Here is a 20,860-nt window from a genome sequence, read left to right as displayed (position 1 = left end):
TCTTTAGTAATTAAATTGCTTCAAGAAAAGGCTGCTGACAGCTTTTCTTGAAAATTAAGGTCAAACTGTCTACCCCCTTTGCATAGACTGAAAGCGAAGGGGGTTTTTCATCATGAGCTTCCGGAAAAAAATACGACCCCGTAAAGGTCCGCTACCGTTCCGGTATGTGTTGCTTTTATCTTTTATTATTTTTGTCATTTTAACAATACAAGGGTTATGGATTATTGAAAAGGGAATACGCCCAACCTTAGTTGAAATTGCTACAACAGAAACTAGAGTCATTGCAACAAAGGCAATTAACGACGCAGTTAATAAAAAAATAACGGGTGATCTTAGTCAAGAAGATTTATTTATTTTAACAGAGGATGCAGATGGGAATGTAAAAACTGTCCAGTTTAATACGCAAATTTATAATCGTGTGTTGTCGGAAGCAACAAACCGTGTACAACGCCATCTGAAAGCGATTGAACAAGGAGAGGTATTTGATATTTCCATTACAGACGAAGATTTAGGGATAGATGGTGAACCGAGTGCGGATGGAGGAATTATTTATACTGTTCCTCTTGGGCAAGCAACGAATAATGCCCTTCTTGCTCAATTAGGTCCTCAAATCCCCGTTCGCTTTTCAGCGATTGGTGATGTGAAGACAGATTATAATTATGAAGTAAAAAACACAGGGATTAACAACACGAATATCAGTGTTAATTTTGACGTTATTGTTGATGTTAAAATTGTCATTCCATTTGCAACAAATACAGAAGCGGTAAAGACTACAATTCCTATCGGCTTTTTAAATATTCAAGGTCCTGTTCCGGATGTTTATGCAGAGGGGGGAATGATTATCCCCTCAGATACTCCAACATCTTCGAGTGGTTCTAATTAACATTGTCATTAAGTGTCGAACATGATATAGTAGTCTAGCCAAATAACGATAAAAGGCAGTAATGTAGCCCATTATTGTCTTTTTCTATGTATGTTAGGATGGTAAGATTAGCTCTTTTTAGAAAGGAAATATATGACGTATGGAGACATCAATTCTTTCTTTAGTACCGCCGATTTTAGCGCTCGTTATGGTTATAGTGACGAGACGAGTCATTCCCTCACTTGGGGTTGGAATACTTATTGGGGCGCTACTTCTAGATAGCTTTCAGCCGATCAAGGCATTTGCAAATATTTATGGGATTGTGATGGCGATTTTCTTTGATTATGGTGAAGTTGGTTCTGTTACGTTTACCGAGGTTACGAGAGCGATTATTGCATCAGGTTTTGCGATCAATACGTGGGAATTATTTATTATTTTGTTTCTATTATTGCTTGGGATGATAGCGGCGTTAATAACGTTCTCTGGCGGAAGTCGAGCCTTTGGTGAATGGGCAATTAAGCGGGTGAAAACGAGACGTGGCGCGCAAATGTTAACGATCGTACTCGGTATTGTTGTGTTTATCGATGACTATTTCAATAGCTTGACGGTTGGTAACGTAAGTCGTCCTTTAACGGATCGACATCGTGTTTCGAGAGCTAAATTAGCTTATCTTGTTGATTCAACTGCTGCTCCTATTTGTGTGATAGCGCCAGTTTCAAGCTGGGGTGCTTATATTATCGCAATTATTGCGGGGATTTTAACCACACATGGAGTGACAGAGTATGAGGCATTGACAGCTTTTATGTTGATGATTCCAATGAATATTTATGCGGTAGTGGCCTTAATTCTTGTTTTAGCGGTGGCTTACTTCAATATAAATATTGGTTCAATGAAAACTCATGAGATGCGTGCCCTAGAAAGTGGTGACTTAGTTGACCTTGCAAGCGGTCCTCCTCCGGGAGAACATAGCGAGTTGCTGACGAGTAATAAAGGAACTGTTGGTGATTTAATATGGCCAATAGTGGCATTGGTAATATCAACCATATATTTTATGATACTTACAGGGTTACAAGCAGTGGATGGACAAGCATCCCTACTTGCGATATTTGAGAATACAGATGTTGCTACGTCACTTGTCTATGGAGGAGTTGTGGGTTTAATCGTTACTCTTCTTTTAAATGGACTAAAGGGAAACCTAAAAGGGATATTTAAGTCAATGGGTGAAGGCATGAAGTCCATGCTTCCAGCGATTTATATTTTACTGGCAGCCTGGACGATTATTTCGATTATTAGTCAGCTTGGTACAGGTGAGTATCTTGCTTCATTAATTACAGAATGGAACATCCCCTTGATGTACTTACCCGCCGCTTTATTTTTAATTGCTGGCTTCGCAGCCTTTTCGACGGGGACGTCTTGGGGTACTTTTGGTCTTTTGCTTCCCATTGCAGGAGAAATGGCAGCTGTATTAGATATAACATTGCTGCTGCCGATGCTTGCTGCGGTCCTTGCAGGTTCGATATTTGGTGATCATTGTTCACCTATTTCAGATACCACGATTCTCTCTTCAACGGGTGCAGGTAGTCATCATATTGACCATGTTGTCACACAGCTGCCATACGCGATAATCGGAGCCGTTATTACTTTTGTGTCATATCTTATATTAGGAATGACAGCAAGTGTGGTCGTTGCATTATTTACGGCTTTCGTTTTACTTTTAGTAGTCATTTTATTCTTGAAAAAGAGTAGTAATGCTTTGATTAAATGAGTAAAGGCATACCAGAGGGATATCACCTGGTATGCCTTTTTAACTTATTTTCTTTTTTTTCGGTCTTGGAAGGCTTTTCTCTCCCATTGTTTTAACGAAGGATATGGATCAAACGACCATTCTGTATGTCCGTTGTCTCTGTACATCCCGTAGTGAAGATGAGGTGGGAATTTTCCTTGTGTTCCAGGTTTGCCGTAGCCAGAGCTTCCACAATAGCCTATAACATCCCCAGGAGCAACGATAAGCCCTTCTTCAATTCCTTTTTCAAACCCACTTAGGTGAGCGTAGTAATGGTAAACATTATTTAAGTCCCGAATCCCGATTCTCCAACCGCCATACATGTTCCAACCTTTTATTTCAACGACTCCGTAGGCTGTCGCACGAATCGGAACATTGTAGCCCGCGAAGATATCGGTTCCTTCATGAATACGACGACCACCCCAACCACGTCTGTCTCCCCATGTGTTTCTATAGCTATAATTGTAATTGAGAGGCATCGGAAATGCGTGATCGTTTAAATCCAAGCGCTCAAACTTTTCATATACTTTTGCATGGCCATGTATAATATTAACGGATTTTTCACGCTGATAATATTCCCACAAGGCAATTCGAAAATCCTGCTCGTCATATCCATACTTTTCTAAATGCCTTGCAAAAGTATAGAGAACGTCCTCATCATCATTACTATTAGCAATTCCATCTCCATTTCCATCGAGCCCAACACCATCAAACATACTTATCGACAAAGGGTTCATATCATCAAAATCTGGATTTAAGGGACCTGCCCACTGACTAGGCGAGTAGAAAATTGAAATCATTCCTTCTTCTGTTGGCCGGTCTCGAATGGCTTTGCGTAGCCCGCGCTCATATGTATCAGCTGCGGCCAAATAATACCAAGGAACGTTCGTTAAGGTTTCCGTCTTTTTATATAGAGCCAGCCTTTTTTCATAAATTTCCTCCGCGCTCATGTCATCTTTTTCCGATCCAAATGACTGTATAGGAGTCGTTAAAAAAGAAAAGAGGAGGACAATAATTAGAAATGTTTGCTTCATGCTCTCAATCAACTCCTTAAAATGTACTTCTATCTATAGTCTGTAATAAAAACGTAAAATAATCGGTGTGAATCATTGGAAATTTTGAGCGGTAGCTTGGTGATTTTATAGAAAACATGATAAAGTAAGGGATAAGAGTAAAGTAATGAACCTTTCCTTTGATTGGGAAAGTGGATGGAGTGATATATGTGGCTAAAAAGGAAGAACATCTCCGCAAGCCGGATTGGTTAAAAATTAAACTCAATACGAATGAGTCTTATACTGGCTTAAAGAAAATGATGCGTGAGAAAAAATTACATACGGTCTGTGAAGAAGCGCGTTGTCCAAATATTCATGAATGCTGGGCAGTTCGAAAAACGGCTACGTTTATGATTCTAGGAGACATTTGTACGAGAGCGTGTCGATTCTGTGCGGTTAAAACCGGTTTGCCAACAGAGCTCGACTTAGAAGAACCAGAACGCGTAGCGGAGTCAGTGGAAACGATGGGTCTAAAGCATGTTGTAATTACAGCGGTAGCCCGAGATGATCTGAAGGATGGTGGAGCTGCAGTCTTTGCTGAGACGGTACGTGCAATAAGACGTCGTAATCCTTTCTGTACAATTGAAGTATTGCCATCTGATATGCTTGGGAGCTTAGATAGCCTGCATACGCTTATGGATGCAAGACCGAACATTATGAACCATAATATTGAGACTGTCCGTCGGTTAACCCCAAGAGTTCGTGCACGTGCGACATATGAACGTACATTGGAATTTTTAGCGAGAGCAAAGGAAAGACATCCTGATATTCCAACGAAATCCAGCTTAATGATCGGCTTAGGTGAGACGAAAGAGGAAATCATTGAAACGATGGATGAACTTCGCGCAAGTGATGTGAATATTATGACGATTGGTCAATATTTACAACCAACAAAGAAGCATCTTAAAGTCCAAAAGTATTACCATCCAGATGAATTTGCAGAACTGAAAGAAATCGCTTTGGGTAAAGGGTTCAGTCACTGTGAAGCGGGGCCACTTGTTCGGTCTTCATACCATGCAGATGAACAAGTAAATGAAGCGCAAGTTCGCGAAGAAGCAAAAAAAGTAGCTGAGTTAAAATAAGAGGAAAAGGAGTTGCGTAATGCACTCCTTTTCTTAGATCAGGACTAATGCTGACGAAGTTGACGTTGCTTTTCATTCATTATTTCCTGATTATCATCTGCTTCATCGTCATACCAGCCTTGTGGAGATTGTGTCATTTCTTGGATCATTTGTTCAATTGTTCGTTCATAGGCTGGACTTGTTGGTGTCACATCCTCAAAGCGTTCAAGTTCATCGAATAAACGGTATTCATCTGTAATGAAGACGTGGTAGTAACCTGGTGTAATGGAGACGGCTGTTCGTTTTACTTGGTCAGCGACAAGTGCTCGGTTATCATCATCGCTTTGATAAGCAACAAGTACATATTCGTCTGTTATCAATGTAGCGGCTTCTTCAACAGTTGGATTCGTTAAGACAAGACGAGTAATCCCATCCGCTAATTGAGAACGGTCAATGACTGGGTATTCTTTATTGTTAGTCGCTTGAACTTGTTGTTTTTGAAAACGACTGAAGCCATAATGATTATATTCAGCAAGTTCATCTTCTTGTGCGATTTGGTAATAACTACGTGTTGCCATTTGTTCTTGATGGTTTGCGGTTTTTTGAAGATTGGTTGGTTGCTCTCCGGCATTTAACTGGCAACCGGTCACAAACAACGTACTTGCAAGACCAGCGATGATCCATGTTTTGTGCATATGGTATTCCCCCTCAGTATCAGATTGACCGAATGAAGGGTTTTTTAGTGCTAGTAAATGCTGGCTAAGGAGTAAGCTTTATAGCAGTAAAGTATATAGATTGTGGTACAATATAGAGCATAAAAGAGAGGTGAGCCTTTTGGTTGTCATACAGGATCTTAAATTTGAGGTCGTAGAGGATGTAAAAGAAGGCTGGAATGAGGAAGCCTTTAAGGAACGCTATAGCGATGTACTAAATAAATATGATTATATTGTTGGTGACTGGGGCTATAGTCAGCTAAGGTTGCGCGGCTTTTTTGAGGATAGGCATAAAAAGTCAACATACGATACGAAAATCAGTACATTACCGGATTATTTATATGAATATTGTAATTTTGGCTGTGCCTACTTTGTTGTAAGACGAGTGAAAGAAAAAAAGGAAAAGCCTAGCTTAAGTGAATAAGTCTAGGCTAATCATGATTCTTTATAATCAATGTTACATTAGGGGATAATAAAACCAACTCTAGGCACCTTGGTTGTCAATGAGATGGTTTTTACTATTAGAAGATTTCTGATAAAAATGAGCGAAGGTCTTCGGCATCTTCCGCGCTTATCTTGTATGCATGTTCAAGATATCCAGGTTCTTCTAAGTCATCTTCACCAATTATCGCAAATCGATTAGATTGAACGTCAAGAACAAGTTGTTTGCCGTAGTATCGCGAAGACGAGATAATGGCTAAATCAAATCGCTGCTGCTCTCCCATAAAACTAACAAAGCGAGTTCTTGTTTCCTCGGTATCATCATAAAGGTAAAAACGTTCAGACATTCGTTCTGTCCCCTTTCCTATTGAATAATATCACTCATCATACCACGCAATAGGAATCAAGGCGAATTGTCTTTAGCATCCTATTACAAGAGAGAGGTGAATATTTTGTATTTTGTTAATCGTGAAAAAATCGAACAGACCCTCCGTTATTATGAAGAGCTTTTAAAAGAAGTGCAACACTTAAACAGTGTAGAAACTCGAATCGAACAATTGGCGTTAGAAAGAATACTCTATGTTATTATCGAATCAGTTATTGATGTAGGAAATAGCATGATTGACGGGTTTATAATGCGTGATCCAGGTGGATATGAAGACATTGTCGATATTCTAGAGGATGAGTCCGTCATCATAAATACGGATGCAGAATCAATTAAAGAGGTGATTCGTTGTCGGAAGACGCTAGTTCAAGACTATAATAGGGTAAATCATGATTCTTTACTGAACGTCATACATACATACTTTCAATCATTAGAGAGTTTTCCAAAGGCGATTCGCCGTTACCTAGTGTGTGAGCTCGGCCCAGTTTCAGCGTTTCTGCCAGAAAAAACAGCAGACTAAGGGGGAATTTTTTACTTTGCCCAAGTCCATCGCTTACAATAAGACGAAAGGAAGGTGATGAGCATGGCAACAAGAGACATAATTTTAACGATGCTAAAGCAGTCTGGTGAAAAAACTGTTTCTGAAATTGCAAAAAACCTTGGCGTCACAGAAATGGCAGTGCGACGTCACCTTCAAGCGCTTGAAAAGGATGGATTAATTGAGGCACGAGTTGAAAAACAAACGATGGGGCGCCCTCTTCATCGATTCTTTCTTACGGATGCAGGGCAAGAGAGTTTCCCGAGAAATTATGGGAGCTTATCGGTTGATTTCTTGCAGGACCTTGAACAAATAAGTGGACAGGAAGTCATTAATCAGCTTTTTAAGAAAAGAAAAGAAAAGCTCCAAGATAAATATTTGCCAGCGATGAAAGGCACATTTGAAGAAAGAGTCCAGGCGTTAGCACGGATTCAAAATGAAAACGGCTATATGGTTGAACTTGAGCAACGAGAGGATGGGACATATAAATTTATCGAATACAATTGTCCAATCGCTAAAGTAGCAAAACAATACCCGGTAGCCTGCTCTTGTGAACATGAGCTATTTCAAGAACTACTTGATACAAGTGATATCCAACAAATATCTTGTGTTGCGAAAGAAAACTCAACGTGCTGTGTGTATACGTTAAAGAAAAAAAGGAATAGTGCGACATGAATGAGGAGGACTAACAATTTTGAAAACATATAGAGGATTTTTAATAGATCTCGATGGAACTGTTTATCGTGGGACAGAAAAAATTGACGAGGCTGTGCAATTCGTGAAAGAACTTGAACGTTTGAAACTCCCTTACTTGTTTGTGACCAATAATTCAACAAAAAGGCCTGAGGATGTGGCTAAGGTGTTACAAGGGATGGATGTTCCAGCAACAGCGGATCATATTTTTACGACGAGTATGGCTACGGCAACCTTTATAGCAGAACGTCAAGAGAAAGCTCGAGTATATATGGTTGGTGAGCAGGGCTTACGTTATGCATTAGAGGAGCAAGGTCATCAAATTGTTGAAAAAGATGCTGACTTTGTGGTTGTCGGCTTAGATCGAGCTATTACGTATGAGAAATTAGCAGGGGCGGCATTGAATGTTCGATCTGGAGCAACGTTTATTGCTACAAATGGTGACGTAGCTTTGCCAACTGAGAGAGGTTTATTGCCTGGTGCAGGGTCGATTGTTTCGGTTATATCAGTCTCCACAGGAACGCAACCAATCTTTATTGGTAAACCCGAATCAATTATCGTCGAGCAGGCACTCGAGGTTATTGGAACAACAAAGGAAGAAACCATCATGATAGGGGATAACTATGATACAGATATTTTAGCTGGCTTACGAGCTGGAATGGATACGCTAATGGTTCATACTGGTGTCACGACAAAGGAACAGCTTAAGAGTATTGAAGCTAAACCAACCATTGCTTTAAATTCCTTAGCGGAATGGACGTTTGAATCATAAAGAAAGTGCTAGGGGGTTGTATCGGAAGGGCGGTTTTAACCTTGTGGGCACAACCCCCTTTGCAAAGTTCGGAGTCGCGACATTTTTTTAAAGCCTTACGATGGGTGGGTTTCCCCTCGCAAGGCGAGTAGCCAACGAAGTACTTGCCATCTTTTTATAAAGTTTTCTATTATTAGCAAGAACACTTTGCTTTTGTTTAATCGAAGAAAAATCTAAAAGGAATTTACTCAACGTTTGCGGCACGATGAGCAAGACGACTGGATGCAGCTGCGGCAATAGCACCGACGATATCATCTAGAAATGTATGGCATTTTCCACTTGATTTATCATTTAACTTTTCGAGAATGCCAGGCTTTTGTTTATCGATGTAGCCATAATTCGTAAATCCGATTGATCCATAGACGTTAACAATGGAAAGCGCAATAATTTCATCAACACCATAAAGCCCCTCATCGCGATCGATAATTCCTTGCAATGGCTGTTCGAGTAAGCCCTTCTCTGCTAAAATATCTAACTGAATCCCCGTTAATATTGCATTTTGAACTTCTCTCTTACGGATAACTCTATCTACATTATCGTAACAGTCGTCTAGATCTAACTCTGGATGATATTTCACTTGTAAAAAGTAGACAAGATCTGCAATATCATGAAGGGAAACTCCTCTTTCTGTTAATAATTGGCGAGCTTTTTCCTCTACTGCATCCATTTTTTTTTCTGACATTCGACCACCTCCAACGTTTAACTTGTCCTATATCCATGTCAATAACCAAAGTGGATATTACTAGTCTACGACATTCACACACATTTTATGCGAATAGCTCATAGACTAGAAAAAGATTAGGCGAATTGAGGAGGCGATCCTGTGTTTGAACGAAATGTATATGATTCTTATCAGTTGTATTGTGACTCAAGATTTTCAATTGGTGACTACGAGGCATTTGAAGCGAACGGTCAATCATACATCATTCTTCCGAAAGAGGAGTGTGCCTCTAACGAGCTGGAGATGATTGCGTATATCGATTATATGCGTTCGATTGGGGATACATCTATTCTTGAGCTTCAGCAAACGGTTCAGAAGGGATATGTTGGACTTGTAGATGGACAGGATGTTTATGTATGTAAACTGACAGCTGAGTCAAGTCGACAAGGATTCCGGCTCCAGTCAGACTTTCAAAGAGGTGAGCATCTAGCAGCCATTCATTACTATGGAAAACAAATGCCAACTAAACAAAAAAACTTTGACTATTTCGGACAATGGCATCGACTGTGGGAAAAAAGGTTAGAGCAGCTTGAAGGGTGGTATCAGCAAGTGTTATATGAGGGGCCTCAATCTATTGTTGACGAAGCTTTCCTTTTCTCCTATCCATACTTTATGGGTTTAACCGAGAATGCGATTCAATATGCGGTGGATGCAAATTTAGATGACAAGAGTAAGGAACAAGAGCAAGGGACGATTTCCCACCGACGGTTTACAGAGAAAACGTGGCTTATACTTTCCGAGTACGGAGATTTTGTGAAGCGACCAACTGACTTTGTCTATGATCATCGCTGTCGAGACATCGCAGAGTGGATTAGGAGTAAGCGAGATCAACTACTAGATGAAGGGTGGTCAGGGATCACTGATTTTCTAGAAGGGTATGAGCAATACGAACCCCTTTCATCATTTGCTTGGAGAATGACTTATGCAAGACTCTTGTTTCCGCTTCATTATTTTGAAACAATTGAGAGTTATTATCGTAGCCAGCTTCCTGATGAAAAAAATGTCTATGGGCAAGCATTTTTTCAACTTCTTGAAAAGGAACAGCTAAATCAACAATTTCTAGAACAATTTTTAAATCAGATACAGCTTCAGCGGACGGTTGGAATGACACAGAAAGTTGATTGGTTATAAGTTGTTCAAGAATGCGTTGTTTCCTTTATGAAACGTTCACAAAAAGAAGTTTGCAACGTTAATAAACCAAACTGTATAATAAAAGGGCGAACTGTGGTTTTTGAGCCCTTCTTATAGTTAAGCAAAAGTCACCTTAACTCAATATTTAGGTGACTTTTTTATTATGATTGGAAAGACTCTCATTTCATATAGGTCAATGCTTAGGCAGTTGCCGTTTTTTCGAAAAACATTTTTAAATTTGGTGAAATAGCCCTTGTGTTGAGTGGTAATCAGATCTATAATGTCCATTATAGGAATACAAGTGTTCTTTTTAGAGAAACAAAAACGCAGGTTGAGAGATTGGAGTGTAGAGCATGGCAAAATCAGTCCGTGTTGGTTTATTAGGACTTGGAACAGTGGGAACAGGTGTAGTTTCTATCATTCAACGTCATCAGAAAGAGTTACAACATCAAGTAGGTTGTCCGGTAGAAGTCGTAAAAGTGGCTGTTCGTGATAAAACGAAGGCACGAAATATAAAATTAGCTGATGAATTGATTACAGAAGATATAGAAGAAGTACTTTCAGATCCGGAAGTAGATGTTATTATAGAAGTAATGGGTGGTATTGACGCAACAAAAAATTATATTACCCGTGCGTTGCAACAGAAAAAGCATGTGGTGACAGCCAACAAGGATTTACTTGCTTTACATGGAGCGGAGCTATTGAAAGTTGCAGCAGAAAATGGTTGTGACCTATTCTATGAAGCAAGTGTTGCTGGTGGAATTCCGATTTTAAGAAGTCTATCTGATGGCCTTTCAGCCGATCGCATTACGAAGATGATGGGGATTGTGAATGGCACAACAAATTATATCTTGACTAAGATGAGTCAAGAAGGTAGTTCGTATGATGATGTGCTGAAACAAGCGCAGGAATTAGGGTTTGCAGAAAGTGACCCAACGTCCGATGTAGAAGGTTTGGATGCTGCTCGAAAAATGGCCATTCTTGCATCATTAGGTTTTTCGACAAATGTAAGCTTTGGGGACGTCTCAGTACGCGGAATTTCTGAGGTGACTGAAGCTGATTTATATTACTGCGAACAGCTTGGTTATACGATGAAACTTATTGGGCTTGCAAAACGTGATGATGGACGAATTGAAGTAAGTGTTCAGCCGACACTTTTACCAAATGCTCACCCACTTGCCTCTGTTCATAATGAATACAACGCGGTGTATGTTCATGGTGAAGCAGTTGGTGAAACGATGTTTTATGGTCCTGGAGCGGGTTCCCTTCCTACGGCTACAGCGGTTGTTTCTGACCTGGTAACGGTTATGCGTAATATGCGTCTTGGTGTCAATGGACAGAGTGTCTTAGTTCCACTTCATGAGAAAGTTTTAAAAGAAGCAACGGAAATTGAATCGCAATATTTCTTACGTTTAAATGTGATTGACAAAGCTGGAACCTTTTCAACAATTACTTCTTTATTTGCTGAATATGAAGTGAGTTTTGAAAAGTTATTACAGCTCCCAATCGATGGTGAGGAACTTGCTGAAGTTATTATTATTACGCACAAAACGAGCAAAGAAAATTACGAGAATTTATATCAACGGTTAACGAATGTAGAAGTTGTCGATTCAGTTCAAAGTAGTTATCGCGTTGAGGGAGGAAAATAAGAATGAGTAGTTGGAAAGGTTTATTGCACGAATATAAAGAGTTTTTACCGGTGAATGAGAATACACCGTTACTATCATTAAATGAGGGAAATACACCTTTAGTACCACTAGAGCATCTTTCAAAAGAGTGGGGTGTTGACATCCATGTGAAATACGAAGGAGCAAACCCTACAGGATCATTTAAGGATCGCGGGATGGTTATGGCGGTTGCGAAGGCGAAGGAAGAAGGTAGTAAGGCAATCATTTGTGCTTCAACTGGTAATACATCAGCCGCTGCTGCAGCGTTTGGGGCGAGAGCTGGTTTACGTTGTGTCGTGGTTATTCCAGAAGGCAAGATTGCTCTAGGTAAGCTTGCACAGGCTGTTATGTACGGTGCTGAGGTTCTTGAGATTCAAGGGAACTTTGACAATGCGTTGGATATTGTTCGTTCAATTAGTGAAAAGGAAGATATTACACTTGTTAACTCAGTAAATCCTTATCGCATTGAAGGTCAAAAGACAGCTGCATTCGAAGTGTGTGATGCACTAGGTCAGGCACCAGACGTACTTTGTATTCCAGTTGGAAACGCTGGAAACATTACGGCCTACTGGAAAGGTTTCAAAGAATACAATGAGAAAAAAGGGACAGGTTTACCGGAAATGCGAGGTTTTGAAGCAGAGGGTGCTGCAGCGATTGTTCGTGGTGAAGTGATTTCTGATCCTGAAACAGTAGCAACAGCTATTCGTATCGGAAACCCAGCGAGCTGGAGCCAAGCAGTAGCGGCTTCTGAAGAATCAAATGGTAAGATTGACTTTGTTACGGACGAAGAGATTTTAGAAGCATACCAACTATTAGCTAAGCGTGAAGGTGTATTTGCTGAACCCGCTTCATGCGCCTCAATTGCTGGATTAAAAAAGCAAATTGAGTCAGGAGAAATTAAAAAAGGTTCAAAAATCGTTTGTGTTTTAACTGGAAATGGTTTAAAAGACCCTAACACGGCAATTGATACGATTTCAGTTAAACCAACATTATTACCAAACGATGAAGAGGCATTTCTTTCTTATCTTAAAGGCGGTGTGAAACCATGAGTGTCGAGCCATTTGTCGTGACGGTTCCTGGAAGTACTGCAAACCTAGGTCCTGGATTTGATTCAGTAGGTCTAGGTGTAAACCGGTACTTAACTCTTGTCGTCAAACCAACTGATGAATGGTATTTTCACTCCGACTCCACAGATTTAATCGATGTACCCTCAGGGGAAGATAACTTGATCTGTGAAGTTGCGCTTCATGTTGCTTCAGATTTAGGAAGAACTCTTCCCCCTTGTAACGTCAAGATGACGAGTGATATTCCTCTTGCACGAGGACTTGGTAGCAGTGCGGCCGCAATAGTTGCCGGTATAGAACTTGCTAACCAACTTCTTGGTGATTTATTAAATCCGGAAGAAAAAGTACGCTATGCAAGCCTGTGGGAAGGTCACCCAGACAATGTGGCAGCGTCTGTATATGGTGGACTGGTTATTGGGACACATACCGAAGAAGCAACGGATGTTTTATTTGGAGGTATTCCTGAGGTGGATCTGGTCTTTTTAATCCCGACAGAAGAGTTAAAGACGAAAAAGGCAAGAGGGGTTCTACCCGAAATGCTTACACATCGTCAAGCGGTTCGAGGTAGTGGGGTTGCAAATGTACTGGTTGCGTCCCTCTTACAAGGGAATTTTGCATTAGCAGGGAAGATGATGAGTAAGGATATTTTTCATCATCCATACCGGAACAAGCTTGTTCCCCACTTAGATGAAGTCATTCATGTTGTATTAAACGAGACAGAAGCTTATGGCGCTGCACTTAGCGGGGCAGGTCCGACAATGCTATGCTTGGCACCGATTAATAAAGGGCAAGATATAAAAGACTTGCTCCAACGTCGTTTTCCTAACTTTGAGGTAGATGTCTTGTTGCCAGCAAATCAAGGAGTGAGAGTAGAAGCTCTTTCATCTGTAACGGAAGCATAAAAAAATCGTTTTAAGGGTAAACCAAAGACATCAAATGTTGGAGGCGAACCCTATTGCTTGATATTGAAGAGCTTTACGAAGGACAACAAGTGTATGTGATTTACCGAAATCCACATACGCAAACCGTTTCGACGATACAAGAAGCATTAATCGCTCGACATCCAATGGATCCAGACCAACTATCTCTGCTGATTCACGATTTTTACCACCCCATTGAAGTAGATGATGCGATTTTTACAACTCAAGAAGAAGCAGAAGGATTATTCCAGCAGTATATGTTATAAAGAAAGGCTGCGTAGCAGTCTTTCTTTAAGCATGTGTAAAGTCATTGCTCTCTTTGAATCATGTTTAAAATTATAACTTCTTTTAAAGAAAAAGACTAATATCGAGGAATGGTTCCGATCGTCGCGCGTTCGCTAAGAGAAACCCTCTTATACCGAGTTTAAAACAAAGCGACGTCTTCACTCATTGCTGAGTAGTCCACTGAAAAAGGTAAAAACCGACCTTTTCAGAGGCCTCTGATAATCAGCCTTTTTTTAATTGCAGTAGTAGTTGTTTTTAAGAACGGCCTAAAAAAAAGAAAAGCCCGACATTGTCGGGCTTTTCATTATAAATTAAAATACTTGTTCGATTTCCTTTACTCCAGGAACCTCTTCTAAAAGAGCACGCTCAATTCCTGCTTTTAACGTAATTGTCGAACTTGGGCAAGAACCACATGCACCTAGAAGTCGAACTTTTACGATACCATCTTCTACGTCTACAAGCTCAACGTCCCCACCATCACGAAGTAAGAAAGGACGAAGCTTATCTAATACTTCTTGTACTTGTTCAAGCATTTCAGTACTTGTTTCCATGGTTAACAACTCCTTTCTCCTTTATTATAATAGCCACAGAAAAAAAAATCCACGGATCTGCAAAGTTTTCTCCTACACAAATGGCAGTTTCTTTCATATTAAGCTGAAAGATGGTGAAGGTCACGATTATTGTGGTTGCACTTTTTTTTATTTCGAATTAAGGTTAGGGAAGAATGTGAATGAAGAGGGTGTTCATTTGTCAAATCGTGTTGAGATAGTCGTATATGGGGCTGAGAATAAGTGTGCTAGCTGTGTTCATTTACCAAGTGCAATAGAAACAAAAGAGTGGTTGGAAGCAGCACTACAAAGAAAGTATCCAGAAAAGAAGATTTTCATTCGTTATGTTGATATTGAGAAAGAGATTGATGAAAAAGATAAATTTTTTGCAGAAGCGATACTAAATGATGAATACTTTTATCCGCTTGTTGTGTTAAATGATGAAGTTGTTACTGAGGGAAATCCGAGGCTGAAGGAAATTTATGCAAAAGTTGAACAAATCTCTTAGAAAGCTTTTGGAAAGGAATTGAGGTAGTAACGTGTCAATAGCAACAATCTTTACCTCTGTCAGTATGATGGCGCTAATCATCTTTTTTGGATTTTTAATTGGGCGAAAAATTGATGTAAGCCTTGAAGCAAAACAGCTGTTAATGATTATCATCATTAATGTTTCTGTTCCTGCAATTATTTTAAATGGGATTATGGGCACATCGATAACGGACCAATTATTATCTGATATGTTAAGTATCTTTCTTCTATCAGTTGTATTTAATATTTGTGGAATGGGAATCGGCTGGGCGGCTGCTTTCCTATTTGGGTTCAAAACATTAAATGCAAGAAAAATTGCAATTTTAGCTGCTTTAGGAAATACAGGTTTTATTGGAATACCGCTTTGTGCACAGATTTTTGGGCCTACAGGAGGATTGTTAGCTGCATTATTTGATGCAGGCTTGGATATCGTCATTTTTTCTATTGTTGTGATAATGCTACAGGAAGGCGAAAAATTTACAGTTAAGCACTTCAAATCGATGATTAATATTCCAATTATTGCGATTATTATTGGAATCTTAATTGCCATAATTGGTTTTGACCCACCGCTGATTGTAAAAGAATTAACAGCAAGACTCGCAGCATTGGCTTCGCCGCTAGCAATGATTTATGTGGGTCTTCTGCTACCTGATTTTATCGCTAAAAAAAAGAAGGTATCTCTTAAGTTTATTAGTGTTCCCTTAATTCTTAAGTTAATCTTGCTTCCGATTATCGTTATTGTTGTTATTCAAGCTTTTCCAGTAAACGAGGCTGTTACACAAGTAACGTTAATTCAAGTGTCGATGCCAACGTTTATGTTAGCGACGGTTTTATTTGCTCGCTATACGGATGATGAAGAGTCAGCTGTATTTACGACGATTTACTCAACATTATTATCATTATTAACGATTCCATTAGTTGCATATATTGCGATAATCGTCTTAGGATAAAAAATGTGGCTTCACCTGCTTTGAGCTTTCCCAGAGTCAGCGGAATTTAGATGCTGACTCAGGAAATAGCCTAGCTGCTTAACCTGAATGATGTTTATACATCCAAAGGACGCCGCTCTTTAACACGCGCGGGACACGTCCAAGTAAGGTACGTTCTCCCATTAAACCGAAACCATGTTTTTTTCCAAGGGATCCAAGTACACCCTTTAATTTAATCCGTGGGAGCTCTTCGGGTAAAGATTCTTCGTTCCATTGTTTCTTTAAAATATTGACAATTTGTTCTGCTTGACCTTCTGCAAGTTGAGCACTAGGTGCGTGAGGTAAGCTAGCACAGTCACCTACTACAAAGACATTTTCATCGGAAGGGAGAAAGTGCTGTGGTGTTAAAATGACTCGCTCTTGCGTATCTTTTTCTACATCAAGGTTTCTCACAACTTCAACAGGTTGAATTCCTGCTGTCCAAATAACGACATCACTTTCCATTCTTTCATCGTGGTTATAAATAGCACCTGGTTCGACTTTGGTGATGTTTGACTTATTCTGAACATCAACACCATGGTCGATAAACCAATTTTGAACATAGGTGCTTAGTCGACGCGGGAACATTGAAAGAATGATTTCTCCACGGTCAAACAGACGAATCGTTAAGTCTGGTCGACTTTCGCGAAGCTCACTGGCAAGTTCAACACCGCTTAAGCCACCTCCCACAATCGAAACCACACCCTCCGGTCGTACATTATTTAAAGCTTCATAAGTTCTACGGGTGGCAGTCATCGTTTGAATGCTATACGTATGTTCAGGTGCTCCAGGGACGTTATGATATTTGTCCTCACAGCCGAGACCAACGACTAACGAGTCGTAAGGAACTCGTTCTCCTCCTTCTAACTCCACCGACTTTTCACCTAAATGGATATCTGTAATTGTTCCATACTTAATGGTAAGTCTAGGATCCTCGGGGAACGCAACCCGTAAATGACTATCTGGTGCGGTACCTGCTGCAAGTGCATAATATTCGGTTTTTAAACAGTGATAAGGCAAACGATCAATTAATGTGATTTCGATGTTGTTTGGTAATTCATTAGGAAGGAGGCGTTGCATGATGCGCATGCAACCATACCCTCCACCTAGAAGAACAAGTTTTTTCATATGTGGATGTCTCCTTTTTTCTAGGATGGCGTCAAAGCTGGCTTCGACTAAAGCTATTACTTTTGTAAGTAGCTGTGTCTTCGTTGGCTCACTGGCAAAGGTTTGTAGCCCATAGGACACATGGCTATTTAAAATATGACTCCAAATAAATAGGGAAGCAGATTTTTGAATTTCTCCACGTTCTTGAGCTTGATGTATAAACTTCTCCCAATGAGTTAAAAGTAATTGTTCCTCTTCAATAACATGCTTCCATATTTGAATGGTTAGTTTTGGGTGAATATCATAATCACTTAAAATGAAATGGAGATACGCACGAATTCTGACGACTAACGAACGTTGGTTAAGATGATTTTGCTCTAAATATGGAATAACCTCTTGAAGTCGTTCTTTTGCAAGGGAATGCATAATTGATTCTTTCGTTGGAAAGTAATTGAAAAATGTTCCTTTTGCAACATTTGCTGCTTTTGTGATTTCTGAGACGGTTGTGTGATTAAACCCTTTGTCCCGAAAAAGTTCTAATGCTGCTCGTTCAATACGTTCCTTAGTTTGTTGTTTTTTTGGTGCTTTCATCGCTGCCGTCGCTCCCTTATAAAAATGACCCCGGTCAGTTTTGATTATAACGAGAAGAAAAGGAATAAACAACAATTATGTGAAGGTTTTTTGACTTTTTTTCAATCACTACCCTAATATGTTGCTACTAGAAATAGGGATGATCATTGACTTCTATTATTTGTAGGAGTAGCATAGAACATGTAGAAATTTGAGGTGAAATGATGCGTCCTATTATAGAATTTTGCTTAAGTAATTTAGCCAGTGGTACTCAAAAGGTGATGGAAGAACTTGAAAAAGATCCGAACCTAGATATTATAGAATATGGGTGTTTGGGAAGTTGTGGAACCTGTGCTCGTACACCATTTGCACTTGTCAATGGGGAATACGTGTCTGGTGATACCAATGAAGACCTTCTTGAAAACATTCATGAATTTTTAGAAGAAAATATGCTGATATAGTAAGCCTTCTAGATATTGACTAGAGGCTTTTTTTCGAATAAAAAGCTAAAGAAAGGGAGAAGAAGATGGGAATTATTCCATTTGAAAATACATGGCCTTACGAAAGACAATATAATGATATTTACTTTCATAGCTGTCCATATTGTGAGAGTGACTACGTCCTGACACATATGAAACTCCGTGATTTAAAAAGGGCAAAGGAAGGGATAAAAACTTTACTGATTATGCCTTGTTGTAATAGTAAAATGACAATCATGGAAGCCGATGATGATTACTTTTGGTCAACAGAACGGTTGAGAAAGTGAGGAACAATCATGAAATTGAAATTTACAAAAATGCATGGTCTTGGAAATAGTTATATTTATGTTGATTTATTTAAAGAAAAACTTGAAGAAAGTAAACTACCCTCTCTTGCTATTGAGGTAGCAGACAAAAATAAAGGAATAGGTTCGGATGGGATGATTCTTATTTGTCCTTCTGACATTGCTCCTGTTAAGATGCGTGTCTTTAATAACGATGGGTCAGAAGCAAAAAATTGTGGGAACGGCTTACGCTGCGTGGCAAAGTTTGCTTATGAGCATCAATATGTAACGGACACGACGTTTCAAATCGAAACATTAGGAGGATTGGTCGAAGCTTCTGTTTTCACAACTGGTTCGAGGGTAACAAGTGTTACAGTGAATATGGGGAAGCCTAGATTGGAAAGAAAAGCTATTCCGATGCTAGGCGAAGCGATTGATAAAGTAGTCTCGGAAGCGTTTGAGGTAGAAAGTGAAACACTAGAAATAACAGCCGTTTCTATGGGGAATCCCCATGCGGTTATGTTTGTTGATGATATTACCGAAGCGCCAGTTGCAAGGATTGGGCCGATTTTAGAAAAACATCAACGTTTTCCAGAATGGATTAATGTTGAATTTGTTGAGATGAGCAGCGCAAATGAACTTCATTTTCGTGTTTGGGAAAGAGGGTCTGGTATTACTCAGGCCTGTGGAACAGGCGCTTGTGCTGCTGTTGTAGCTGCGGTCTTAAACGGCTATTCAAAAAAAGATGAAAAAGTAGTTGTCCACTTATTAGGTGGGGACTTAACAATTGAATGGAGGCAGGACGGGGATGTTTTAATGACTGGTGCTGCTGAAATTATCTGTGAAGGTGTGTTTGAACGAAACTAATTAATGAAGAGGGTGTAGCCGTTGCTACACCCTCTTTTTCTTTTGAAATTTCTTGAAGTTGTTATTCAGATGGAGAATTTGAGCTTTTCGAAGAAGATAATCTCTCCACACATTTCTTAATAGGTCTTTATAACGTTATAAAAAGTGTCACGCTCAACCGGAACTTTATTTGCGCTTTTAATCAAATGAACGAGTTCGTCACGAGTAATTCCTTGTGACGTTAGAGCTCCTACAGAATGGGAAATCCGTTCTTCGATTAATGTCCCATGAATATCGCTTGACCCGAACGAAAGTGCCATTTGTGTCAATTGAACACCGATATTAATCCAATATGCTTTAATATGGTCGAAGTTATCTAGCATTAAACGACTGATAGCCATAGTTCTCATATCATCATAAGCTGTCGTGCGTCGTTTTATACTAGCGTTGACACTTCTAGGTTGCATAGCAAGTGGTATAAACACCATAAAACCGTTCGTTCGGTCTTGAAGCTGACGCAAACGATCCATATGAATCAGACGTTCCTCTAACATTTCAATGGAGCCATAGAGCATTGTTGCGTGTGTCTTTAATCCTAATCCGTGAGCTAGTTCATGAGCCTCTAGCCATTGGTCCGTTGAGGCTTTATCTGGACTCATCTTTGCACGGTAACGTTCTGTCAGAATTTCAGCGCCCCCACCAGGCAAGGTGTCAAGTCCAGCTTTAATTAACTCTTGCAGAACCTCTTTCATGCTTAAGCCAGAAATTCTTGAAAAGAATTCAATTTCTGCCCCTGTATAGGCTTTGATTGTTACATGGGGGTAATGTTCTTTTAACGTTCGAATCGTGTTTAAGTAATAATCGAAGGGAACCTCAGGATTATGACCTCCAACGATATGGAATTCACGAATATTATCGTTCCAACGGTCTTTTACATACTGAAGCAAAGCCTCACTATCCATTGTATAAGCGCCTTCTTCTCCTGGCTTACGCTTGAAACCGCAAAAGCCACAATTCGCTTCACAAACGTTTGTAGGGTTAATATACATATTTTCAATAAAGTAGACATTGTCCCCATTTTTCTTCATATTTACTTGGTTTGCCAATTGAGCTATTCCGAGTAAGTCTGGAGATTGATACAAGTAAAGACCATCTTCAATGGTTAAACGTTCACCAGTTTGAACCTTTTTAGCAATTTCTTGGAGCTTTGTATCTGTTAAGATTATACTCATATTATTTGTCCCCCGATCGGAAGTATATAAAGGTATGCAAAATCCGAATATAAAGATAAAAAAGTACAGAATTATTATGTTTTATGAAAGTTTAAGAAGGAATGACGCATACCGATGTCGTAATCATATCTATTATACTATCAGACTTTCTTTAATAAAAGAAAGAGCACT

General features: G+C 39.6%; 23 protein-coding genes and 2 pseudogenes. 17 read left to right on the top strand and 8 right to left on the bottom strand.

Features of this window, described 5'->3' with window-relative positions; all coding sequences use genetic code 11:
- Positions 1 to 112 precede the first annotated feature (112 nt).
- Positions 113 to 883 (top strand): sporulation protein YunB, encoded by a 771-nt coding sequence (gene yunB / locus CEF19_RS06430; RefSeq protein WP_100405325.1) that lies wholly within the window; start codon positions 113 to 115, stop codon positions 881 to 883.
- Between the two features lie 139 nt (positions 884 to 1,022).
- A complete protein-coding gene (locus CEF19_RS06425) occupies positions 1,023 to 2,627 on the top strand; it encodes a Na+/H+ antiporter NhaC family protein (protein ID WP_100405324.1) in 1,605 nt (534 codons plus the stop codon).
- Between the two features lie 44 nt (positions 2,628 to 2,671).
- Here the strand turns inward: CEF19_RS06425 and CEF19_RS06420 are convergent, their stop codons facing one another.
- Positions 2,672 to 3,679, bottom strand: coding sequence for a M23 family metallopeptidase (locus tag CEF19_RS06420; RefSeq protein WP_100405323.1), 1,008 nt, complete (start codon positions 3,677 to 3,679; stop codon positions 2,672 to 2,674).
- Between the two features lie 188 nt (positions 3,680 to 3,867).
- Between CEF19_RS06420 and lipA the strand changes: the two genes are divergently transcribed.
- The gene (gene lipA / locus CEF19_RS06415) at positions 3,868 to 4,779 is read left to right on the top strand and encodes a lipoyl synthase (protein WP_100405322.1); all 912 of its coding nucleotides are present in this window, start codon (positions 3,868 to 3,870) and stop codon (positions 4,777 to 4,779) included.
- A gap of 44 nt (positions 4,780 to 4,823) precedes the next feature.
- Here the strand turns inward: lipA and CEF19_RS06410 are convergent, their stop codons facing one another.
- Positions 4,824 to 5,453 carry a YhcN/YlaJ family sporulation lipoprotein gene (locus tag CEF19_RS06410; protein WP_100405321.1) on the bottom strand — a complete coding sequence of 210 codons (630 nt, stop codon included), beginning with the start codon at positions 5,451 to 5,453 and terminating at the stop codon, positions 4,824 to 4,826.
- 139 nt (positions 5,454 to 5,592) lie between these two features.
- On the opposite strand from CEF19_RS06410, the gene CEF19_RS06405 reads away from it, so the two are divergent.
- Positions 5,593 to 5,895 carry a YutD family protein gene (locus CEF19_RS06405; RefSeq protein WP_100405320.1) on the top strand — a complete coding sequence of 101 codons (303 nt, stop codon included), beginning with the start codon at positions 5,593 to 5,595 and terminating at the stop codon, positions 5,893 to 5,895.
- A 97-nt stretch (positions 5,896 to 5,992) separates the two neighbouring features.
- Here the strand turns inward: CEF19_RS06405 and CEF19_RS06400 are convergent, their stop codons facing one another.
- Complete coding sequence (locus CEF19_RS06400) at positions 5,993 to 6,259, bottom strand: DUF3055 domain-containing protein (RefSeq protein WP_100405319.1); 267 nt, start codon at positions 6,257 to 6,259, stop codon at positions 5,993 to 5,995.
- Between the two features lie 105 nt (positions 6,260 to 6,364).
- Between CEF19_RS06400 and CEF19_RS06395 the strand changes: the two genes are divergently transcribed.
- The 3 genes from CEF19_RS06395 to CEF19_RS06385 all read left to right on the top strand — a co-directional run bounded on the left by CEF19_RS06395 (position 6,365) and on the right by CEF19_RS06385 (position 8,300).
- Positions 6,365 to 6,817: a DUF86 domain-containing protein gene (locus tag CEF19_RS06395; protein WP_100405318.1), complete on the top strand. Its 453-nt coding sequence runs from the start codon at positions 6,365 to 6,367 to the stop codon at positions 6,815 to 6,817.
- Positions 6,818 to 6,880: 63 nt separating this feature from the next.
- A complete protein-coding gene (locus CEF19_RS06390; RefSeq protein ID WP_227521929.1) occupies positions 6,881 to 7,510 on the top strand; it encodes a helix-turn-helix transcriptional regulator in 630 nt (209 codons plus the stop codon).
- A 19-nt stretch (positions 7,511 to 7,529) separates the two neighbouring features.
- On the top strand, positions 7,530 to 8,300 hold the full coding sequence (locus tag CEF19_RS06385) for a TIGR01457 family HAD-type hydrolase (protein WP_100405316.1): 771 nt from the start codon (positions 7,530 to 7,532) through the stop codon (positions 8,298 to 8,300).
- Between the two features lie 223 nt (positions 8,301 to 8,523).
- On the opposite strand, the gene CEF19_RS06380 is transcribed toward CEF19_RS06385, so the two are convergent.
- A complete protein-coding gene (locus CEF19_RS06380; RefSeq protein ID WP_100405315.1) occupies positions 8,524 to 9,021 on the bottom strand; it encodes a phosphatidylglycerophosphatase A family protein in 498 nt (165 codons plus the stop codon).
- A gap of 141 nt (positions 9,022 to 9,162) precedes the next feature.
- Between CEF19_RS06380 and yutH the strand changes: the two genes are divergently transcribed.
- The 5 genes from yutH (at position 9,163) to CEF19_RS06355 (ending at position 14,108) form a co-directional block, all read left to right on the top strand.
- Positions 9,163 to 10,191 carry a spore coat putative kinase YutH gene (gene yutH, locus CEF19_RS06375; protein ID WP_100405314.1) on the top strand — a complete coding sequence of 343 codons (1,029 nt, stop codon included), beginning with the start codon at positions 9,163 to 9,165 and terminating at the stop codon, positions 10,189 to 10,191.
- Positions 10,192 to 10,544: 353 nt separating this feature from the next.
- Positions 10,545 to 11,840, top strand: coding sequence for a homoserine dehydrogenase (locus CEF19_RS06370; RefSeq protein WP_100405313.1), 1,296 nt, complete (start codon positions 10,545 to 10,547; stop codon positions 11,838 to 11,840).
- A gap of 2 nt (positions 11,841 to 11,842) precedes the next feature.
- Positions 11,843 to 12,907, top strand: coding sequence for a threonine synthase (gene thrC / locus CEF19_RS06365; protein ID WP_100405312.1), 1,065 nt, complete (start codon positions 11,843 to 11,845; stop codon positions 12,905 to 12,907).
- Positions 12,904 to 13,824 carry a homoserine kinase gene (thrB, locus tag CEF19_RS06360; protein ID WP_100405311.1) on the top strand — a complete coding sequence of 307 codons (921 nt, stop codon included), beginning with the start codon at positions 12,904 to 12,906 and terminating at the stop codon, positions 13,822 to 13,824. The genes thrC and thrB overlap by 4 nt, the downstream gene beginning before the upstream one ends.
- Positions 13,825 to 13,877: 53 nt before the next feature.
- Positions 13,878 to 14,108: a transcriptional regulator SplA domain-containing protein gene (locus tag CEF19_RS06355; RefSeq protein ID WP_100405310.1), complete on the top strand. Its 231-nt coding sequence runs from the start codon at positions 13,878 to 13,880 to the stop codon at positions 14,106 to 14,108.
- A 330-nt stretch (positions 14,109 to 14,438) separates the two neighbouring features.
- Here the strand turns inward: CEF19_RS06355 and CEF19_RS06350 are convergent.
- Positions 14,439 to 14,672, bottom strand: a pseudogene (locus CEF19_RS06350) (NifU family protein); the annotation flags it as partial.
- A gap of 202 nt (positions 14,673 to 14,874) precedes the next feature.
- Here CEF19_RS06350 and CEF19_RS06345 point away from each other — a divergent pair.
- Together CEF19_RS06345 and CEF19_RS06340 are read left to right on the top strand one after the other, a co-directional pair.
- Positions 14,875 to 15,183: a YuzD family protein gene (locus CEF19_RS06345; protein ID WP_100405308.1), complete on the top strand. Its 309-nt coding sequence runs from the start codon at positions 14,875 to 14,877 to the stop codon at positions 15,181 to 15,183.
- Positions 15,184 to 15,214: 31 nt separating this feature from the next.
- Positions 15,215 to 16,153, top strand: a complete 939-nt coding sequence (locus CEF19_RS06340; protein ID WP_100405307.1) for an AEC family transporter — start codon at positions 15,215 to 15,217, stop codon at positions 16,151 to 16,153.
- Positions 16,154 to 16,231: 78 nt separating this feature from the next.
- On the opposite strand, the gene CEF19_RS06335 is transcribed toward CEF19_RS06340, so the two are convergent.
- Positions 16,232 to 17,299, bottom strand: coding sequence for an NAD(P)/FAD-dependent oxidoreductase (locus CEF19_RS06335; protein ID WP_319830092.1), 1,068 nt, complete (start codon positions 17,297 to 17,299; stop codon positions 16,232 to 16,234).
- Between the two features lie 459 nt (positions 17,300 to 17,758).
- Positions 17,759 to 17,869 (bottom strand): annotated as a pseudogene (locus CEF19_RS24090) (TetR/AcrR family transcriptional regulator); the annotation flags it as partial.
- A gap of 203 nt (positions 17,870 to 18,072) precedes the next feature.
- On the opposite strand from CEF19_RS24090, the gene CEF19_RS06330 reads away from it, so the two are divergent.
- The 3 genes from CEF19_RS06330 to dapF all read left to right on the top strand — a co-directional run bounded on the left by CEF19_RS06330 (position 18,073) and on the right by dapF (position 19,478).
- Positions 18,073 to 18,309 (top strand): YuzB family protein, encoded by a 237-nt coding sequence (locus tag CEF19_RS06330; protein ID WP_100405305.1) that lies wholly within the window; start codon positions 18,073 to 18,075, stop codon positions 18,307 to 18,309.
- A 65-nt stretch (positions 18,310 to 18,374) separates the two neighbouring features.
- The gene (locus CEF19_RS06325) at positions 18,375 to 18,614 is read left to right on the top strand and encodes a hypothetical protein (protein ID WP_100405304.1); all 240 of its coding nucleotides are present in this window, start codon (positions 18,375 to 18,377) and stop codon (positions 18,612 to 18,614) included.
- Positions 18,615 to 18,620: 6 nt separating this feature from the next.
- On the top strand, positions 18,621 to 19,478 hold the full coding sequence (gene dapF / locus CEF19_RS06320; RefSeq protein WP_157801071.1) for a diaminopimelate epimerase: 858 nt from the start codon (positions 18,621 to 18,623) through the stop codon (positions 19,476 to 19,478).
- Positions 19,479 to 19,594: 116 nt separating this feature from the next.
- On the opposite strand, the gene mqnE is transcribed toward dapF, so the two are convergent.
- Positions 19,595 to 20,689 carry an aminofutalosine synthase MqnE gene (gene mqnE / locus CEF19_RS06315; RefSeq protein ID WP_100405302.1) on the bottom strand — a complete coding sequence of 365 codons (1,095 nt, stop codon included), beginning with the start codon at positions 20,687 to 20,689 and terminating at the stop codon, positions 19,595 to 19,597.
- Between the last annotated feature and the right edge of the window lie 171 nt (positions 20,690 to 20,860).

It is taken from the genome of Bacillus solitudinis (assembly GCF_002797395.1).
Taxonomy (GTDB): Bacteria; Bacillota; Bacilli; order Bacillales; family Bacillaceae_D; genus Halalkalibacter_A; species Halalkalibacter_A solitudinis.
The sequence above is the reverse complement of the archived record's forward strand: the minus strand, read 5'-3'. Positions and strand labels throughout refer to the sequence as shown.

What these genes read in the sequence shown, in the direction of transcription:
- CEF19_RS06425 (WP_100405324.1), top strand. Translation starts at nt 1,023, where the DNA reads ATGGAGACATCAATTCTTTCTTTAGTACCGCCGATTTTAGCGCTCGTT.
- CEF19_RS06330 (WP_100405305.1), top strand. Translation starts at nt 18,073, where the DNA reads ATGCGTCCTATTATAGAATTTTGCTTAAGTAATTTAGCCAGTGGTACT.
- CEF19_RS06370 (WP_100405313.1), top strand. Translation starts at nt 10,545, where the DNA reads ATGGCAAAATCAGTCCGTGTTGGTTTATTAGGACTTGGAACAGTGGGA.
- mqnE (WP_100405302.1), bottom strand. Translation starts at nt 20,689, where the DNA reads ATGAGTATAATCTTAACAGATACAAAGCTCCAAGAAATTGCTAAAAAG.
- yunB (WP_100405325.1), top strand. Translation starts at nt 113, where the DNA reads ATGAGCTTCCGGAAAAAAATACGACCCCGTAAAGGTCCGCTACCGTTC.
- CEF19_RS06325 (WP_100405304.1), top strand. Translation starts at nt 18,375, where the DNA reads ATGGGAATTATTCCATTTGAAAATACATGGCCTTACGAAAGACAATAT.
- thrB (WP_100405311.1), top strand. Translation starts at nt 12,904, where the DNA reads ATGAGTGTCGAGCCATTTGTCGTGACGGTTCCTGGAAGTACTGCAAAC.
- CEF19_RS06400 (WP_100405319.1), bottom strand. Translation starts at nt 6,259, where the DNA reads ATGTCTGAACGTTTTTACCTTTATGATGATACCGAGGAAACAAGAACT.
- CEF19_RS06390 (WP_227521929.1), top strand. Translation starts at nt 6,881, where the DNA reads ATGGCAACAAGAGACATAATTTTAACGATGCTAAAGCAGTCTGGTGAA.
- CEF19_RS06420 (WP_100405323.1), bottom strand. Translation starts at nt 3,679, where the DNA reads ATGAAGCAAACATTTCTAATTATTGTCCTCCTCTTTTCTTTTTTAACG.
- CEF19_RS06335 (WP_319830092.1), bottom strand. Translation starts at nt 17,299, where the DNA reads ATGAAAAAACTTGTTCTTCTAGGTGGAGGGTATGGTTGCATGCGCATC.
- CEF19_RS06380 (WP_100405315.1), bottom strand. Translation starts at nt 9,021, where the DNA reads ATGTCAGAAAAAAAAATGGATGCAGTAGAGGAAAAAGCTCGCCAATTA.
- thrC (WP_100405312.1), top strand. Translation starts at nt 11,843, where the DNA reads ATGAGTAGTTGGAAAGGTTTATTGCACGAATATAAAGAGTTTTTACCG.
- CEF19_RS06410 (WP_100405321.1), bottom strand. Translation starts at nt 5,453, where the DNA reads ATGCACAAAACATGGATCATCGCTGGTCTTGCAAGTACGTTGTTTGTG.